14 protein-coding genes are annotated in these 19,419 nt (G+C 46.4%); 12 read left to right on the top strand and 2 right to left on the bottom strand.

The genetic code is table 11. The features are described 5' to 3' along the window. The first annotated feature begins 3 nt into the window (after positions 1-3). The 3 genes from HMPREF1212_RS14345 to HMPREF1212_RS14335 all read left to right on the top strand — a co-directional run bounded on the left by HMPREF1212_RS14345 (position 4) and on the right by HMPREF1212_RS14335 (position 2,408). The gene (locus tag HMPREF1212_RS14345) at positions 4-1,131 is read left to right on the top strand and encodes a fimbrial protein (RefSeq protein WP_046149819.1); all 1,128 of its coding nucleotides are present in this window, start codon (positions 4-6) and stop codon (positions 1,129-1,131) included. Positions 1,132-1,224: 93 nt separating this feature from the next. Next, positions 1,225-2,100: a FimB/Mfa2 family fimbrial subunit gene (locus tag HMPREF1212_RS14340; protein WP_028728026.1), complete on the top strand. Its 876-nt coding sequence runs from the start codon at positions 1,225-1,227 to the stop codon at positions 2,098-2,100. A gap of 29 nt (positions 2,101-2,129) precedes the next feature. Beyond that, positions 2,130-2,408, top strand: coding sequence for an HU family DNA-binding protein (locus HMPREF1212_RS14335; RefSeq protein ID WP_028728027.1), 279 nt, complete (start codon positions 2,130-2,132; stop codon positions 2,406-2,408). 246 nt (positions 2,409-2,654) lie between these two features. Here HMPREF1212_RS14335 and HMPREF1212_RS14330 read toward each other — a convergent pair whose 3' ends face one another. Further along, a complete protein-coding gene (locus HMPREF1212_RS14330; RefSeq protein ID WP_046149818.1) occupies positions 2,655-4,007 on the bottom strand; it encodes an MATE family efflux transporter in 1,353 nt (450 codons plus the stop codon). 158 nt (positions 4,008-4,165) lie between these two features. Between HMPREF1212_RS14330 and HMPREF1212_RS14325 the strand changes: the two genes are divergently transcribed. Then, complete coding sequence (locus HMPREF1212_RS14325; RefSeq protein ID WP_028728029.1) at positions 4,166-5,014, top strand: helix-turn-helix transcriptional regulator; 849 nt, start codon at positions 4,166-4,168, stop codon at positions 5,012-5,014. On the opposite strand, the gene HMPREF1212_RS14320 is transcribed toward HMPREF1212_RS14325, so the two are convergent. Beyond that, positions 5,009-5,557, bottom strand: a complete 549-nt coding sequence (locus tag HMPREF1212_RS14320; RefSeq protein WP_028728030.1) for a DNA-3-methyladenine glycosylase I — start codon at positions 5,555-5,557, stop codon at positions 5,009-5,011. The genes HMPREF1212_RS14325 and HMPREF1212_RS14320 overlap by 6 nt on opposite strands. 157 nt (positions 5,558-5,714) lie before the next feature. Between HMPREF1212_RS14320 and HMPREF1212_RS14315 the strand changes: the two genes are divergently transcribed. The 8 genes from HMPREF1212_RS14315 to HMPREF1212_RS14280 all read left to right on the top strand — a co-directional run bounded on the left by HMPREF1212_RS14315 (position 5,715) and on the right by HMPREF1212_RS14280 (position 19,257). Next, positions 5,715-6,845, top strand: a complete 1,131-nt coding sequence (locus HMPREF1212_RS14315) for a PDDEXK nuclease domain-containing protein (RefSeq protein WP_046149817.1) — start codon at positions 5,715-5,717, stop codon at positions 6,843-6,845. 37 nt (positions 6,846-6,882) lie between these two features. Then, the gene (locus HMPREF1212_RS14310) at positions 6,883-9,819 is read left to right on the top strand and encodes a DEAD/DEAH box helicase (protein WP_046149816.1); all 2,937 of its coding nucleotides are present in this window, start codon (positions 6,883-6,885) and stop codon (positions 9,817-9,819) included. A 237-nt stretch (positions 9,820-10,056) separates the two neighbouring features. Further along, entirely contained in the window at positions 10,057-11,943 is a 1,887-nt protein-coding gene (locus HMPREF1212_RS14305) for an amidophosphoribosyltransferase (protein WP_046149815.1), read from the top strand. Beyond that, positions 11,940-13,046 (top strand): glutamine-hydrolyzing carbamoyl-phosphate synthase small subunit, encoded by a 1,107-nt coding sequence (carA, locus tag HMPREF1212_RS14300; protein WP_046149814.1) that lies wholly within the window; start codon positions 11,940-11,942, stop codon positions 13,044-13,046. Before HMPREF1212_RS14305 ends, carA begins: the two co-directional genes overlap by 4 nt. Positions 13,047-13,228: 182 nt before the next feature. After that, a complete protein-coding gene (carB, locus tag HMPREF1212_RS14295) occupies positions 13,229-16,453 on the top strand; it encodes a carbamoyl-phosphate synthase (glutamine-hydrolyzing) large subunit (RefSeq protein WP_028728035.1) in 3,225 nt (1,074 codons plus the stop codon). A gap of 121 nt (positions 16,454-16,574) precedes the next feature. Further along, on the top strand, positions 16,575-17,315 hold the full coding sequence (locus HMPREF1212_RS14290) for a (Fe-S)-binding protein (protein WP_046149813.1): 741 nt from the start codon (positions 16,575-16,577) through the stop codon (positions 17,313-17,315). Next, a complete protein-coding gene (locus HMPREF1212_RS14285) occupies positions 17,312-18,682 on the top strand; it encodes a lactate utilization protein B (protein ID WP_046149812.1) in 1,371 nt (456 codons plus the stop codon). The genes HMPREF1212_RS14290 and HMPREF1212_RS14285 overlap by 4 nt, the downstream gene beginning before the upstream one ends. Next, positions 18,679-19,257 (top strand): LutC/YkgG family protein, encoded by a 579-nt coding sequence (locus HMPREF1212_RS14280; protein ID WP_046149811.1) that lies wholly within the window; start codon positions 18,679-18,681, stop codon positions 19,255-19,257. The genes HMPREF1212_RS14285 and HMPREF1212_RS14280 overlap by 4 nt, the downstream gene beginning before the upstream one ends. The last annotated feature ends 162 nt before the right edge of the window (positions 19,258-19,419 follow it).

Genomic DNA, 19,419 nt, shown 5'->3' with positions numbered 1-19,419 from the left:
ACAATGACTAAAATTAAATTTCTAGCAGTGGCTTTCGCTATCCTGACTATCTTCTCTTGTTCAAAAGAAGATACAACGGAAAATATGACTTCGGCAGGGAGTAAAGCTAGCATAACTGTTAAAATCAAGGGCTCGGCAGAGTCGATGAGCAAAGCGACAGGTGATCCTGGAGATGCGACAGATGTCGCAGTAAACGATTACATTATATTTCTGTTCGATGCTGGTGGTAAACTCGTAGGTACACCTAAGTATATGAACAGTGCTGCTGACGGCGTCGTGAATGATGCAAATACAACCGCAAGCAAAATCTATGTCGTTGCTAATACGGGAGTAATCGATGGAGGGCCTTTTGCGGGCATAACCGATGAAAATGACCTTAAAACCCGCACGGGCAAGCTTATCGATGAAACAGGTGCGTCGACTCAGACTTCGGACCACCTGTGGATGAGTGGTGTGAGTTTGGTTGGCCCGTTCACTCCGGGATTAAGCTCAGGAGATCCATCGACGGCTTCGGTTTCTGTAAACCTGGCGTTTGTAGCGGCACGAATCGACGTGGTGGTTATGGACAAACGTAGGAATAATACTCCGGGGGTAGGCTCAGTTTCAATTGCCGATAACAGTGTGGCTCTATTGTTTGCCGGAGCGGACGGTAAATTCTTCGCGGAAAGTGCGGAAAAAGTGACTCAAAGCAACTTCTTTTCCGGAATAGCAACGGCTACTACTACCGGCGTAGCTCAGGCAGATGTATTGAATGATACGGTGGAGCAACCGTTTGCAACCTCTGGGGAGGTAGAATACCATTTTTACACATTCGGTTACAATGGCGATCATGATTTCGGAGGCGGCTTGATACGTCCGACCATCCTGACTATCGCATCGACCCGTACTAATGCCGATGGAACGGAGGATCTGATTTACTATCCTGTACATTTTAATGCTTCGGATGCGGGTATGACAATTGAGCCCGGTAAAAAATATACCGTGACATTAACCCTTACAGGTAATGTTAATAATGGTGGAGGTAGTGGTGGAACAACCCCCCCTGAAGATTTACCGAAATCCGCAGAAATCACAATTACAGTGAATGCAGCCACATGGGAGGCAAAAATTATAAATAAAGAATTTAACTAATCAACCTATTTACCTTCTTGCAACGGCAGATGCAATGCCGTTGCAAGATAATATACTATAGGTTACTATTCTTCAATATTAAAATTAACTGTTATGCAACACAACAAATATCGTAACTCTTTTGGGCTACTACTTTCCGTGTTAGTTGCGGCATTTGTATTTGCCGGATGTGCCAGAGAAGATGCCGGTACACCCCAGTTTTCATTGAAGGTTACGGCCTTTGATGAGGACGGAAATGAGATCGATGCCGAGGTCGTAAAAGATGTTACGTTTTATATCTTCGATAAAGATAAAAAATTTCTGGACTCCTACGAGGGTACTCTCCTGGAATCTATAACATTCGATTATCCCGACCACGAGGCTTTGACGGTGGTGGTATGGGGAAACGGCAGACAAGGAAACCAGTTGATGCCCACGCTCCATAAAGGTGACCATTTGGAGACGGCATTTGTATCTCTTATCCAAACTAAAACAACACTGCCCCTCGCCGGTTCACCCGATGACCTGTTTTACGGTTCCATAGATATGCTGGCAAACGAAACTTCCACAAAGGTGCTGTCCCTTAAACGTAAAACATCGGGTGTTGTTGTTACGGCACGTTATCTCAAGGAATATGTTGGAGATACGGATGGAGAGTTTCATTACGTACTGCGGAAAAGCAGTGACAGACTGGATTTTTACGGTAAGCTTAATGGTGCGGATGTAAGCTACAGTCCTGATGCCGCGTTCGATAATACGGGAGATTTTGTCTCTTCCGTTTTTAATATATTCTCTACGGATAATGATATTAAAATTGATATTTATCACCGGAACGTACTAAAGACCACTATTGTGTCCGATAGCCAGGGTAAACCTCTCCGGGCTGTCGAGGGGCGGCTGCTTAACGTGTTTGTCAATTTCAAGGGAAGTGTCAGTGTGGGTGTGAAAGTGACCGATTGGGGCAGTAAGGAGATATGGAAAGAGTTTTGAAAAAGTAATAATTCTAATAAATTATACATATGAACAGAACAGATTTAGTAAAAAAGATAGCCCTTCGCATGTCGGTTACGGAGGTGCAGGCGCGAGATTTTATTCATTCTTTCCAAGGAATTCTAGAAGAGGAGATTCTGACAGAAAGAACTATTATGCTGTTGGGCTTCGGGACATTTACTCTTTGGCAACAGGCAGAACGACCCGGGCGTAATCCGAAAAACGGTGTGCCGACCGTTATTCCTGCACGCAACAGCGTGAAGTTCAAACCGGGTAAGATGTTACTTGAAGCATTAAATAAAAAATAGATACTGACAGGAAAGAAAGCCGGAATATCTTTTGTCACGGATCTTTTTTTGTCGACAGGCGAATCCGGCTTTGCGTGGAGCGGAAGAGGGACAAATCATTCCCCTCGGAAGTATTGCGCAATGGAAGAAAAATTCCATCAATTAGAATTATTATTCGGTCGATGCAAACCCGAATCGGTTATGTTGTTGATAGGGAAATTTAAGTCGTTTGAGGATCTCTGTGATGATTGAAGGTATTATGCCTAGTTAGCACTGTCGTTGTTTCCGCTTAGCGAAAACAACGACAGCAACTACGGAAGCCGAAAGTATTTCTGCTACCGGGACTGAAAGCCAGATACCTACCGTACCGAACCATACCGGCAGAATCAAAAAGCATATCACCGGTAAAATTCCGCGTATCGTGGTGAAGATCAGTGCCCGTCTGACATTCCCGATCGACATATAATATCCGATGGCAACAACGTTGATCCCGAAGAAAATGAAATCCAACGAGAAATAAGGCAATCCTTCGGCTGCAAGTATTCCGGCAGGGTTGGTAAGATCAGGTATAAACATCGATACGATCACTTGATTGAATAAGGTAGATACTAAAACGAATACCGTACTGATCCCTATCGCCGAAAATAAAGCCAATCGAACGGCTTTTATGTACCGGGCGGGTTGTCTCAATCCGTAATTGTAACTGACAATTGGTTGTGCTGACTGTATTACTGCATTGAACACCATAAATACAACGGGAAACAGATAATTTATCACACTAAAAGCAGCCACTCCATCCACTCCGATATAACGGCTGAACGTATAATTGCCCGTTACCGCCATAACAGAAATTGTTATTTCACTCAGTAACACCGGAAATCCCAGCCGGCAGATCGAGGCTGTATTGCCAAGAGCAAACTGTATATTTCTCCTGTTGATACGAGGTCTGACAAACCTGATGGGAGACGATCTTCTCATCAGGAAGCCTATAAGCATAATAGTACCTACAGCCTGACCCAGCCCGGTTGCAAAAGCAGCACCGAACAACCCCCATTTGAATACAAAGATAAACAGGTAGTCGAGTATAATATTTAGAACCGTAGCAACACTTAAACAGAGTAAACTGTAATTCGGACTGCTTATCCTGACAAAGAAAGGTAGCGAACTCAAAGCCATCTGGAATACCGAGAAACAAGAGAATGTGATCAGGTATTCACTTACCTGGCTGACGATACCGGAAGGTGCACCCAGCAGGATCACGATCTCATCCGGAAAACATACTCCAATAATGGAACACAGAAACATCAGCAGCGATGAAATAATGAACGACTCGGTGATCACCACATTGGCACTGCTGCGTTTACCTCTCGATAGGTGGATCGTTGCGATAATTGCTGCTCCCATACCGAACATCAGGCCGATACCGGTCATGACGGTAAAGATCGGTACAACTATATTGATGGCAGCCAGGGCATCGCTTCCGAGCCCGTTTCCTACGAATATCCCGTCTACAATTATAAACAGGGCACCGAACACCATTCCCAGGATGTTGGGGACTAATTGTTTTATAAACAACTTCCCGATACTTCCCCCCGCATAATCCATTTTTAATTTTGACATTGCTGAAATGTTTAAACGATTTATTTTTTAACGCAGCAAAGGTAGGCCGATATAAATGCCTGATCCTTTTCATAAGTACGACTGTATTGTTCATTATCGCAACTCTCTTGTTGGTTTTATTCCTGAAAAGAACTATTTTTGTGTATTAAAATAAACTGATGGAAAAGAATCTTTCGTTCTTTAATGAGTCGTTCTGGTACAGTGAGACGAATCTGGATATGCTGCTTAACTATCCGTTCAGGATGGAAGGTGGTTTTATTTTATTGTGCACGGAAGGAGAGGCTGTTGTCTCGGTCGGTGTACAGAAATGTGAAATCGTGAAGAATACGGAAATGATCGTTTTGCCGGGTACGACCTTTTATCTGCTGAGTGCTTCAGAAACATTTCATGTCAAAATATTGACGTTTCCTAAGGAAGTGTATGATGAGGTGAGCCTTCGTTTGGGAGTGCCGTTTTCCAGTTACCTGCGTGAAACGCCTTGTTATACTTATCCGGATGAGTCTTCGCTATTAAAAAATATAGCTGTCTGGATGAATATGGGAAAACTGATCTTTGAAGATAAAAGTAATCAGTTCAATGCATTGATGCTCCGTAATTTTATACAGAATTATCTTTTATGGTTGTACGATAAAAGTCTAAATTATTTTGAGCAAACGGTCGGTAAATTTACCCGTAAGCAGGAGCGTTATCATCAGTTTATGTCTTTACTCGATACGCATTGCCGCGAACAGCGTGATGCCTTGTTTTATGCCGACAAACTTTGCATAACGCTTTCTTATCTCCGCATGGTTTGCCATGCTTGCAGCTCTTTTGCTTCACCGAAAGAGATTATCGACAAGCGGGTGATCCTGGAAATAAAAGTACTTCTTCAGTCTACCGAATATACCATTCAGGAGATAGCCGAAATACTCCATTTTCCTGATCAATCCTATCTGGGACGTTATTTTAAAAGACATACGGGGATGGCTGCCAGTGAATACCGGGCTTTACAGAAAAGTGTGTTATAATCTTCTCCATGCCGGGTTTTTGTCCAATATTTTCTGGTATATGGGACAATCGGGCGTATGGGCACCTTCAAGATATCCGGTACTTAACAGAAACTCATTGACGATCTCCCCACCGGTGAATTTGAATGTTTGTTTGAACAGTTTTGTCCATTCGTCTTTGGTTTTAGGATGATGATGATCCAGCCAGCTTTTGAATGAGCCGTATTCCTTTTTCAGTTCCATAATGACCTGTGCATTGTGGATGGCAGCTTTTACTTTTAGCCTGTTCCGGATAATACCGGGATCGGATAAAAGCCTGGCTTCTTCTGTTTCCGTATAGTTGGCAATCGTTTCGATATCGAACTTGTCGTAAGCAATACGGAAAGCTGCTTCTTTTCTCAATATGGTCGACCAGCTCAAGCCTGCCTGGTTGATTTCCAGCAGGAGCCTGCCGAACAGTTCGTTATCATCTTCGATAGGAAAACCATATTTCTCATCGTGATATGTTTTGTTCAGATCGAGAGCCCAACCAGTGATGGTATTTATGTATTCGCAGTATGACATGATTCGGTAATTATTTAGTATTTTATGATTAAACAAAAGTAATTATTTATTTCAGAAGAATTTATATATGAGGGTAAAACTGAAAATAGTAATGTTTTTATACATTTGATTATGTAATATTAAGTACATTTGGATGCAATATGAAAAGTTAGTAGTAATGAATTTTGAGCAGTTAGCAGCTATCATAGAGAATACTCATCAGCAATTACAGCAGAATGCAGTAAAAGCAGTCAACCAATTCCAGACTATACGTAATTGGCTTGTGGGTTTTTACATTGTGGAGTTTGAACAGAATGGTGAAGACCGGGCGCAATATGGTGAACAGTTATTGAAGAAACTGGAACAAAAATTGAATCAGAAAGGATTAAATGTGACCTTATTTCAATGGTCGAGAAAGTTTTATCTTACTTATCCTGCATTTGCCAGACTTATTAGCGGCTCATTTCGATTAATTTATGCGACAGCGTCACATAAATCGTTGGAAGAGGATAAAGAAGAGATTTGTGCGACACTGTCGCATAAATTGCAAGTCGTTGATGGTGAGTGTGATATAGATGGAATGCCTGCCGATAAAATATTTTCTTCAATATCTTTCTCTCATTTTATTGAGCTACTAAAGATTGATGATCCTATTAAACGAATGTATTATGAGATGCTAACCATTCAAACCGGACTTTCTGTTCGGGAACTTAGACGTCAGATCGAATCTTTGAGTTATGAACGGGTTGGTTTGTCCGGTAATATAGAAAATGCATTATCTGTAATCAAACAGAAAATCCATCCGCAGACCGTCACTGATGCTGTCAAGGATGATTATTTCTTTGAGTTCTTGAATATCCCACCACAACGTTTATCATTTGTCAAAGAAGATGAACTTGAAACACTTTTACTCGACCATTTGCGTGATTTCATTATAGAATTGGGGAATGGGTTTTGCTTTGAAGCAAGACAAAAGCGTATTTTGATTGGTGATGAGTTTTATTTTATTGATATGGTATTTTACCATAGAATATTGAAATGTCATGTTCTTTGCGAACTGAAAATCTCTGCATTTAATCATTCTCATGTGTCGCAATTATATTCATATTTGAATTATTATCGGGCGGAGATGATGGAGCCCGGAGATAATCCACCTATTGGAATTTTGTTGGTAACAGATAAGAATAATGCTTTAGTTCAATATGCAACAACAGGTTTGGATGAACAGATCTTTGTGTCTAAATATAAACTACAACTTCCAACGGAGCAGCAGTTGAAAGATTTGATATTGAAGACTATTAATCAGTAAATAAACTAATTTCTTTTCAGATAAAATAATCAGTCGAATGTCCGAGAACCATATATTAATCATCGCATTAAGTAACCATCCCGTTTTGGGGCCTTTGCTTATTCCTTATTTTGCCAAACCTGTATCTACGGATGTGATCAGTGTGGAGGAGCAGGCTACCCATGCCGGGGACGACATGGAGTTGTCGGATATGGAGAAGCGGGCGATTGCCATTGCGCAAAGCTATTCGGAAAAGAATCTGATGCAGGTGTATTCCAGGCAGCGTACCGTTGCTGCTTTCCTGAACTCGATAGCGCCGGATTTGTTGAAGAAGCAGCTTCGTCCGTTTATAGATAAGAAAATAAGGGAGATGGTCAGGTTGATGCGGGCGAATCATTTACCTGTCTATTTCAAGGAGCCCGGAGTCAAACAGCTTTATGGACATGACCGGATACGTTTTTCAGAGAAAGAGGCGGAGATTTCTTTTCGTTTCGAGATAACGGATCACTCTTTCCGTTATACAGCCATCAGCCGGATGGATGGGGAAGAGATCCCTTTACTGAAGAAGAGGCGGTTTATGTTGCTGTCATCCCGACCTGCTATATTTCTGCTCGATGATAGGTTGCTGGCATTCAAGCGGATCGAAGCATCGAAAGTTATTCCTTTTCAGACCCGAAAATATGTGGAAGTACCGCTGGCTGATGCCGAAAAGTATCTGGAGATGGTCGCACTTCCTTTGATTGGTGACTATCCCAGCGAATCTTCCGGCTTTGATATTATCCGGGAGGCACGCACCTGTATCCCTGAATTATCCGTCGAACGGTCTATAGATGACGAACCGGCATTACAATTGCGATTCCGGTACGGAGACCGGTATTTCTCACCGGGAAAGAAATGCGAGTTTACTTATCCCCGGTTGGAAAAGGTGGATGGAAAACCTGTCATTTATTATTTTACACGCGACCCGCGGTTGGAACAAACTTATATCAGCCTGCTCGAACAATGGAACTTCAAGCAGATTACAGATACGCAATTTGTCCGGGCTGCGGAGTCGGGCGGATATACTTTTATCGATTGGCTGCAACGACATAAAACGGAGTTGGAGTCTTGCTTCTCTTTTATAAAGACAGAGACTTCGCTGAGTTTTTATCTGGGAGAGGTTTCGCTTACCCAGGAGATCGCTTCTTCTCCCGACTGGTTCGATATTCGTATAATGGTTCGTATGGGCGATTACCAATTCCCTTTTATCCGTTTCAGAAAACATATTCAGGAGGGGAAGCGGGAGTTTGTGCTGCCGGACGGGCAGGTGGCTTTATTGCCGGAGGACTGGTTTGAGAAGTATAGCGACTTGCTTGCCTTCGGCGACGACCGGACAGAGGAGATCAGAGTGCGGAAAATGCACTTGGGGATCGTTTCTGCATTAGAGCAGGATGATACTTTATCGAAGGAGTATGTGCAGAAAGAGTCTGTTGCTGTTCCACCTAAAATAAAAGCGACCTTGCGTCCGTACCAGCAGGAAGGTTTTTCATGGCTGGTTCATCTGGCGGCAAACGGCTTTGGTGGTTGCCTGGCGGATGATATGGGACTGGGGAAAACATTGCAGACGATAACTTTGCTGCAACATATATATGATCCGGAAGAACCCGTAGAGGTTACTCTGCCTGAAGCTGAACCAGCAAATATCACAATCGACTCTGGTGGACAACTCTCGTTCTTCGGAATGGATTTGCCGGACGAAAAGCCGTATGAGGAAAAGAAAAAAGAGAAAGAGGAGACGCTTCTCCCTGCATCGCTGATCGTCGTACCAACTTCTTTGTTGCCGAACTGGAAACGGGAGATCCGTAAGTTCAGTACATTGAGCGTTTATACTTATACGGGCGACCAGAAAAGGAGGGAACCCTGGAAGAGTTTCAACCGGTATAATATCGTATTAGTCACTTACGGGCTTCTCCGGAGGGATATCGAATTGCTGGAGAAGTATCGTTTTACGTATGTGATACTGGATGAAAGCCAGAATATAAAGAATCCGGCTTCCATGACATACCATTCGGTTGTCCGCCTGCAATGTGAGCATCGCCTGGTACTGACCGGGACTCCGATCGAAAACTCGCTGAAAGACTTATGGGCGCAATTTAATTTTATCAATCCCGGCTTGCTGGGATCTGCGGATGGTTTCAGGAAATATTTTATTCAGCCGATCACGAAAGAGGGAAATGAGAAAGCTGCGAAAAGATTGCAGGAGATTATCCGTCCTTTCTTCCTGCGGCGAACCAAACAACAGGTAGCGCCCGAACTTCCGCCATTGACGGAAGAGGTGGTATTCTGTGAAATGACACCGGAACAGCGGGAAGTCTACCAAAAAGAAAAGAATGCGTTGCGAAATACGATCTTGCAGGAACGCAATAAGAATGCATTTGTCGCTCTGAACGGGATTACCCGTTTGCGTCAGCTGGCAAATCATCCCCGGATGGTGATGCCGGATTATACGGGTAGTTCGGGAAAGATAGAGCAGGTGCTGGATGCTTTTGAGACATTGGTCAGCGAAGGACATAAGGTATTGATCTTCTCCTCTTTTGTCACGCACCTGGATTTGTTGGCGAAGGCATTTACGGAACATGACTGGCCATATGCAATGCTTACCGGCAGTACGGTCGACAGGGAAAGGGAGATCACCCGCTTTTCGACCCGGCCTGATGTTTCTGCCTTTTTCATTTCCCTGAAAGCAGGTGGAGTCGGTTTGAACCTGACGGATGCCGATTATGTATTCATCATCGATCCCTGGTGGAATCCGGCGGCAGAGTTGCAGGCGGAAGGCCGTGCCCACCGTATCGGGCAGGATAAACAGGTCTTTGTCTACCGTTTCATCACTGCCGACACGATCGAGGAGAAGATACGCAACCTGCAAGAGTCCAAGAGCGAACTGGCCGAAACATTCATCACCGAAAACGATCCGCTGAAGTCGCTGACAGATAGGGAGTGGGAGGATTTGCTATGATCGGGTGTTATTAATTATATCATATCCCCTTAATCTCCTTACAGATTTTATATTCGCGATCGGCTCTTTCTTTGAAATTGTAACTTTATCGAAACAATGCGGAAATATATAATATTTTAACCAAATGCCGGATAAAATGATTATTTCTATTAATATGTCAATTATTTTGCATTAATATGAACAATGTGTTTGATAAAGTGCGTATCTTTGTAGTTGAAATAAACAAGATATAACCAGATGGAACAACTTAAACATGAGTGTGGAGTCGCCATGGTCCGGTTACTAAAGCCTTTAGAGTATTATCATCAAAAGTATGGTACCTGGATGTACGGCCTGAATAAACTCTACTTACTGATGGAAAAGCAGCATAACCGCGGACAAGAAGGAGCCGGTTTAGCCTGCGTGAAGTTAGAAGCAAGTCCCGGTGAAGAATATATGTTTCGGGAAAGAGCGTTGGGAACAGGAGCTATAACCGAGATATTTGCCGCCGTTCACGATCATTACAAAGATTTACCACCCGGTAAATTAAACGATCCGCTTTTCGCTAAAGCAAACCTTCCTTTCGCCGGAGAACTTTATATGGGTCATCTCCGTTACAGTACGACCGGTAAGTCCGGTATTTCCTACGTCCATCCTTTTTTACGCCGCAACAACTGGAGAGCCAAGAACCTCGCTCTTTGCGGAAATTTCAACCTCACAAACGTAAATGATATTTTTGAAGAGATAACGGCTATCGGGCAACATCCGCGTAAGTATGCCGATACCTACATCATGCTCGAACAGATGGGACACCGCCTGGATCGCGAGATAGAGCGTTTGTATCAGAAATATGAGGGGGAAGGACTGAAAGGGATGGAGATCACAAACGCTATCGAAGCACATGTCGATCTTTCGAACGTACTGAAGCGATGCGTGCCGACCTGGGACGGCGGATTTGTGATCTGCGGCCTGACCGGTAGCGGCGAGTTGTTCAGCGTACGTGACCCGTGGGGTATCCGTCCGGCATTCTATTATGCGGATGACGAGATCGTGGTACTGGCTTCCGAACGTCCGGTTATCCAGACGGCTATGAATGTACAGGCCGAAGATATAAAAGAATTGCAGCGTGGCGAAGCGATGTTTATCAGCAAAGAGGGACAGTTCAGAACCTCGCAGATCGTCGAGCCGAAGGAGAACAAAGCCTGCTCGTTCGAACGTATCTACTTCTCCCGTGGTAGCGACGTAGATATCTACCGCGAACGTAAAAAGCTGGGGGAAAACCTGGTGCAGCCGATCCTGAAAGCGGTCGACCATGATATCAGGCATACCGTTTTCTCCTTTATCCCAAACACGGCCGAGGTTGCCTATTTCGGTATGCAGGAAGGACTGAACAACCACCTGAACAAACTGAAAAAGGAATGGATCGCCGACCGCAGCCATCTTTTGCAGGAAGAGGAACTCGATCAGATACTTTCCATGCGTGTTCGTGCCGAAAAGGTTGCAATTAAAGACATAAAATTACGTACCTTTATCGCCGAAGGAAACAGCCGCAACGATCTGGCAGCCCATGTATATGATATTACCTACGGAAGTATCGAACCTTTCGTCGATAATCTGGTTGTAATAGATGATAGCATCGTCAGGGGAACAACATTGAAACAGAGTATTATCGGCATATTAGATCGTTTGCATCCGAAGAAGATCGTGATCGTTTCTTCATCACCGCAGGTTCGTTATCCGGACTATTACGGCATCGACATGTCGCGTATGAATGAGTTTATCGCATTCAGGGCGGCGGTGGCTTTGCTGAAAGACCGAGGGATGGAGCCGGTGCTGACGGAGGCTTACCGGAAAGCGAAACAGCAACAGGCGCAGCCGGATGGCTCGACCGTCAACTATGTGAAGGAGATATATGCCCCGTTCACCGACGAGGAGATCTCCGCCAAGATGGTCGAATTGCTTACCCCGGCAGGTACGCGGGCAAAGGTCGAGATTGTTTATCAAACGCTCGAAGGCTTGCATGCCTCTTGTCCGAACCATCCGGGCGACTGGTATTTCTCCGGCGATTATCCGACTCCGGGCGGTGCGCGCATGGTGAACAATGCCTTCATACATTATATGGAAGAAGAATATTTAGTCAAATGACACAAGATACAAATTATATGCAAACAGAAAAAACAGCAACTTTGATCTTAGACGACGGGACTGTTTTTCGTGGCTTTTCTTTTGGCTGCGAAAAAGAGGTAACCGGCGAAGTAGTGTTCAACACTGCCATGACAGGTTATCCGGAAAGCCTGACCGACCCTTCTTATGCCGGCCAGCTGATGGTGTTAACTTATCCGTTGGTGGGAAATTACGGTGTACCCGCCCGTACGTTCGGAGCGGATGGAATTGCCACTTTCATGGAGAGTGAAAAGATTCATGCCGATGCCATTATCGTAAGCGATTACAGTCATGAGTATAGTCATTGGAATGCTGTAGAAAGTTTGGGAAGCTGGTTGGAGGAAGAAGGCATCCCGGGAATTTACGGGATAGATACACGTGCCCTGACCAAGAAACTGCGCGAACATGGCGTGATGATGGGAAAGATCGTGATTGGCGGGGAAAAAGCCGAAGCAACCGATTTCGGAGAGTACGCGAATGTGAATTATGTAGATAAAGTGTCCTGTAAGGAAGTGATTACTTACGGGGAAGGTGAAGGCAAAAAGCGGGTTGTCCTGGTGGACTGCGGGGTGAAGCATAACATCATCCGTTGCCTGTTGAAGCGTAATGTAATGGTTATCCGCGTACCCTGGGATTACGATTTCAATACGCTGGAATACGACGGCCTGTTCATCAGCAACGGCCCCGGCGACCCGGATACCTGCGATGCGGCTGTCCAGAATATCCGCAAGGCACTCTCCGGAGATAAACCGATCTGCGGTATCTGCATGGGTAACCAATTGCTGGCAAAAGCCGGAGGCGCATCTATCTACAAACTGAAATACGGACACCGCAGCCATAATCAGCCGGTTCGCATGGTGGGAACGGAGAAATGCTTCATCACCTCACAGAACCACGGGTATGCGGTGGATAACGATACACTGGGCGCTGACTGGGAACCGCTCTTCATCAATATGAACGACGGCACGAACGAAGGTATCAAACATAAAACGAAACCTTTCTTCTCCTCACAGTTCCACCCGGAGGCTTGTAGCGGTCCGACGGATACGGAGTTTATGTTCGATAAATTCGTTGAGTTGTTGTAGCAGCACTTTTGCATGGTAAGGCAAAGACCCTTTGCGTGAGCAGGCAAAGCATTTTTGCCAACGGCAGCGACACCTTCTAAGTGGAGGCACTGACAATCCCTCTCTGGAGGCAGTGAGACAAGCTAACCAACGTTGGTTAGTCGATGCGCCTAAAATATGTTAACAAGAAAAATAAGGTAGATATGAAAGAAGATATAAAGAAAGTCCTGATACTAGGAAGCGGTGCCCTCAAGATCGGTGAGGCGGGCGAGTTCGACTATTCAGGCAGCCAGGCATTGAAAGCCATCAAGGAAGAAGGCATCCAGACGGTGCTTATCAACCCAAACATTGCAACGGTACAGACTTCGGAAGGGGTTGCGGACACGGTTTATTTCCTGCCCGTCACTCCTTTCTTTGTGGAAAAGGTGATCGAAAAGGAACGCCCCGAAGGTATCCTGCTGGCATTCGGCGGACAGACGGCGCTCAACTGCGGTGTGGCGCTTTACCAGAGCGGTGTGCTGGAAAAATATAACGTCCGTGTGCTGGGTACTCCGGTACAAGCCATCATGGATACGGAAGATCGCGAACTGTTTGTCCGCAAACTGGACGAGATCGATGTAAAGACGATCAAGAGCGAAGCGGTGGAGAACGCTGCCGATGCCCGCCGTGCTGCCGCCGAACTGGGTTATCCGGTGATCGTGCGTGCCGCTTATGCGTTGGGAGGTCTGGGGTCAGGCTTCTGCGACAATGAAGAAGAACTGGACGTGCTGGTCGAAAAAGCCTTCTCTTTCTCTCCCCAGGTATTGGTGGAGAAGAGCCTGAAAGGGTGGAAGGAAGTGGAATACGAGGTGGTTCGCGACCGCTTCGACAACTGTATCACGGTGTGTAACATGGAAAACTTCGACCCGCTGGGAATCCATACCGGCGAGTCTATCGTGATCGCCCCTTCACAAACGCTGACCAATACGGACTATCATAAACTGCGCGAACTGGCTATCCGCATTATCCGCCATATTGGAATTGTAGGAGAATGTAACGTGCAGTACGCCTACGACCCCGAATCGGAAGACTACCGGGTGATCGAAGTCAATGCCCGCCTGAGCCGTTCATCCGCTCTGGCATCGAAAGCAACCGGTTACCCGCTGGCTTTCGTGGCAGCCAAATTAGGTCTGGGTTACGGCCTGTTCGACCTGAAGAACTCGGTAACGAAAACAACCAGCGCTTTCTTCGAACCGGCACTCGACTATGTGGTATGTAAGATACCGCGCTGGGACTTGGGTAAGTTCCACGGTGTAGCCCGCGAACTGGGTTCGAGCATGAAGTCGGTAGGAGAGGTAATGGCGATCGGCCGTACCTTCGAAGAAGCGATCCAGAAAGGTCTCCGCATGATCGGACAGGGTATGCACGGCTTCGTAGAAAACAAAGAACTGGTCATTCCCGATATCGACAAGGCGTTGAACGAGCCGACCGACCGTCGTATCTTCGTCATCAGCAAGGCCTTCCGTGCCGGTTACACGATCGACCAGATACACGACCTGACAAAGATCGACAAATGGTTCCTTCAAAAACTATATAATATCATCCAGACCGCCGGAGCCCTGGAAAGTTTCAGCAAGATAACTGATATTCCCGATGACCTGTTCCGTCTGGCAAAAGTGCAGGGTTTCTCTGACTTCCAGATTGCCCGCGCCATCTTCAAGGATAAAATGGAAGACGGCGAAAGAGCCATCCTGCAGGTGCGCCAGGATCGTAAATACCGCGGCATCCTTCCGGTAGTGAAACAGATCGATACTCTCGCCGCCGAATATCCGGCACAGACCAACTACTTGTATCTGACTTACAGCGGAACGGAAAACGATGTGCAGTATGTAGGAGACAAACGTTCTATCGTGGTACTGGGTTCGGGTGCTTACCGTATCGGTAGCTCGGTAGAGTTCGACTGGTGTGGTGTGCAGGCACTGAACACGATCCGCAAGGAGGGGTGGCGCTCGGTGATGATCAACTATAACCCCGAAACGGTTTCGACCGACTACGATATGTGCGACCGTCTTTACTTCGACGAACTGACTTTCGAACGGGTAATGGACATCCTCGAACTCGAAAATCCGCACGGCGTGATCGTCTCTACCGGAGGGCAGATACCGAACAACCTGGCGATGCGCCTGGACGAACAACATGTAAATATCCTCGGAACATCCGCGAAGAGTATCGACAATGCCGAAGACCGCGAGAAGTTCTCCGCCATGCTCGACCGCATCGGAGTAGACCAACCGCGTTGGAAAGAGCTTTCTTCTATGGACGATATCAATACATTCGTGGAGGAGGTAGGCTTCCCGGTACTGGTTCGCCCGAGTTACGTATTGAGTGGTGCGGCGATGAATGTCTGCTCCAATCAGGAAGAGCTGGAACGTTTCCTTCAACTGGCGGCCAATGTCAGCAAGAAGCATCCGGTCGTAGTCAGCCAGTTCATCGAACATGCCAAAGAGGTGGAAATGGATGCGGTGGCCGATCACGGCGAGATCGTGATGTATGCCATCAGCGAGCATATCGAGTTTGCCGGTGTACACTCCGGTGATGCGACGATCCAGTTCCCGGCACAGAAACTGTATGTGGAAACGGTGCGCCGCATCAAACGCATCAGCAAACAGATCGCGAAGGAGCTGAATATCTCCGGCCCGTTCAATATCCAATATCTGGCGAAGGGCAACGAGATCAAGGTTATCGAATGTAACCTCCGCGCTTCACGTAGTTTCCCCTTCGTGAGCAAGGTGTTAAAGATAAACTTCATCGAACTGGCTACCCGTATCATGCTGGGCTTGCCGGTCGAAAAGCCGCATAAGAATGCGTTCGACCTCGATTATGTCGGTATCAAAGCTTCGCAGTTCTCCTTCAACCGCTTGCAGAAAGCCGACCCGGTGCTGGGTGTGGATATGGCATCGACCGGTGAAGTAGGTTGCCTTGGCGATGATCTTTCAGAAGCAGTGCTGACCAGTATGTTGTCGGTCGGACAACGTATCCCGGCAAAGAATATCCTGCTCTCAACCGGAACACCGAAGCAGAAAGTAGCCATGCTGGATGCAGCGAAGATGCTTGCCCGGAAAGGTTACAGCCTGTTCGCTACCGGCGGAACACACCGTTTCCTGGAAGAGAACAATATCCCGAGCACGCTGGTCTACTGGCCGAGTGAAGAAGGCAAACAGCCGCAGGCACTCACCATGCTGCATGAAAAGAAGATCGACATGGTGGTCAATATCCCGCGCGACCTTTCAGCCGGTGAGCTGGACAACGGTTATAAGATCCGCCGTGCCGCAACCGACCTGAATGTCCCTCTGATCACGAATGCCCGCCTGGCAAGCGCCTTTATCGAAGCATTCTGCACCTTATCGATAGATGATATCGAGATCAAGAGCTGGCAGGAATATAAATAAATCAACGTATAAGATACTGTTGCAAGAGAGGGGGGACTGAATGTCTCCCCTCTTTTTTTAATAGTTTTGGAAAACATATCTTAAATGGGAATAGTTATACTTATGTTATAATTCAACCAATATGAAGATAGGACTATTTATCCCGTGTTATATCAACGCGGTGTATCCGGAGGTCGGTGTAGCCTCCTACAAACTCTTAAAGCATTTGGGCCTGGATGTCGACTACCCCTTAGACCAGACCTGTTGCGGCCAGCCGATGGCAAACGCAGGTTTCGAGAATGAGTCGTTGAAACTGGCCTTGCGTATGGAAGAACTGTTCCGGCAGTATGATTATGTGGTCGGCCCCTCGGCCAGCTGTGTCGCTTTCGTGAAAGAAAATCATCCGGGTATTCTGGAAGCCGAAGGGCATGCCTGCCTGAACAGTGGCAAGATATACGATATCTGCGAGTTCCTTCACGATATCGTAAAACCGGAAACACTGCCCGCCGTTTTCCCTCATAAGGTAAGCATCCATAACAGTTGTCATGGCGTGCGTGAACTGCATCTATCCTCTCCGAGTGAAATGAATATCCCTTATTTCTCCAAACTGCGCGATCTGTTGAAGCTGGTGAAGGGCATTGAGGTGCTGGAACCGAAACGTATCGACGAATGTTGCGGTTTCGGTGGAATGTTTGCCGTGGAAGAACCGGAAGTATCGGTTTGTATGGGACACGATAAAGTAAAGGATCATATGAGCACCGGAGCCGAGTTTATCACCGGAGCCGACAGTTCCTGCCTGATGCATATGCAAGGCGTGATCGAACGGGAACATCTGCCGATCCGTACAATTCACATTACTCAAATATTAGCCGCCGGATTATGAGCACGAAACATTCTATAGCTGCTGCCCGTTTCATTGAGAACAGGAAACAGGAAGCCTGGCACGACGAAACCCTTTGGATGGTACGTGCCAAAAGAGACAAAATGAGCCGCTCGCTCCCCGAATGGGAACGCCTGCGTGAACTGGCCTGCGATATCAAGCTGTATTCGAACAGTCACCTCGATACGCTGCTGCAACAGTTTGAAGAGAATGCCCAGGCCAACGGAGCAATCGTACATTGGGCGAAAGATGCAGACGAACACAACGAAATCGTTTACAACATCCTTCGGCAACATAATGCCCGTAACCTGATAAAAAGCAAATCGATGCTGACCGAAGAGTGCCGTATGAACGAATACCTTCAGGAAAAAGGTTTCGATATCATTGAAAGTGACTTGGGCGAACGCATCCTTCAATTGATGCATCTGACGCCCAGCCATATCGTACTTCCTGCCATCCATATTAAAAGGGAACAGGTAGGGGAGATGATGGAGCGTGAAATGGGTACGGAAAAAGGAAACTTCGATCCGACCTACCTGACGCATGAAGTCCGTAAGAACATGCGCGGAAAGTTCCTGCATGCCGATGTCGCTATGACAGGCGTGAACTTTGCCGTAGCATCTACCGGCGAGATCGTTGTCTGCACCAACGAAGGAAATGCCGACATGGGAACTTCTTTCCCGAAGGTACATATTGCCGTGATGGGGATGGAGAAGATCGTTCCCAACCTGGAGGCATTGGGCGTCTTTACCCGTTTGCTTGCCCGTTCCGGTACGGGGCAGCCTATCACATCCTATACTTCCCATTACCGCAAACCGGCTGACGGTGGCGAGTTCCATATTATTATTGTAGATAACGGCCGAAGTGATATCCTGGCTCGTCCCGATCATATCCGTACGCTGAACTGTATCCGTTGCGGTGAGTGTATGAATACCTGCCCTGTTTACCGCCGTAGCGGAGGATATTCTTATACATACTTTATCCCGGGCCCGATCGGTATCAATCTGGGAATGCTGAAGAACCCGGTGGAATATTCGGATAATGTGTCGGCTTGTTCCTTGTGCCTGTCCTGCTCGAATGTCTGTCCCGTGAAGATAGACCTGGGCGAACAGATTTACCGCTGGCGGCAGGAGTTGGATAAGATCGGCAAGGCCAGTGCGGAAAAGAAAGTCATGTCAGGCGGTATGAAGTTCCTGATGGAACGTCCCCGACTGTTCAATACAGCCCTGAAGTTCGCCCCGCTGGTAAATAAACTGCCCCGCTTTATGATCTATAACGGGCTGAATGCCTGGGGAAAGGGACGTGAAATGCCGGCTTTTGCCAAAGAGTCGTTCAACGATATGTGGAAGAAAAACAAAGTAAAATCATGAGTAGCAAAGAATCTATATTAGAACGTATCCGCAGCCATACCGGAACACGTTATGAGCAACCCGCAATCACGTTGGATGCGATCACTTACGAAGATAAGACCGAACAGTTCTCCGAGTCACTGAAGGCGGCAGGAGGTCAGGCGGTCGTTTTACAATCCGGGGAAGATATCAACGACCTGATCCGGAAATACTTTCCCGAAGGCAAACGGATAGCTTCCAATCTGCCGGAAATAACCGTTGCTACATTCAATCCGGATGCAGTTTCCGATCCGCGGGAATTAAATAATACAGACCTGGCTGTCGTGGAAGGTCGTTTCGGGGTTGCCGAGAACGGAGCAGTCTGGATCACGCAGCAGGTGAAACATAAAGCGCTTTACTTCATCCCGACAGGGTTGGTTATTATTATCGATAAAGACGATCTGGTAAATAATATGCATGAAGCCTATCGACGTGTAGAAGGGGATGATTACAAGTTCGGCTTCTTTGTCTCCGGCCCATCCAAAACAGCCGATATAGAACAGGCATTGGTGTTAGGTGCGCATGGGCCTGTCAATGTCCTGGTAATATTAAGATAGTAACGACATAAAATACTGGCTCTTGTTATATACTAAATGTTCCACCCTGAAGAAACTATAGTTTCATTAGGGTGGAACAAAAGTTTCATGCCTATGAAACAAAAGTTTCTCTATGGTGAAACAATCGTTTCTTCAGCATGAAACCAGATGGAACTTATATGA

This window comes from Parabacteroides sp. HGS0025 (genome assembly GCF_000969845.1).
In the GTDB taxonomy this organism is placed as follows: domain Bacteria; phylum Bacteroidota; class Bacteroidia; order Bacteroidales; family Tannerellaceae; genus Parabacteroides; species Parabacteroides gordonii.
This window is presented reverse-complemented; position numbering and strand designations above follow the sequence as displayed.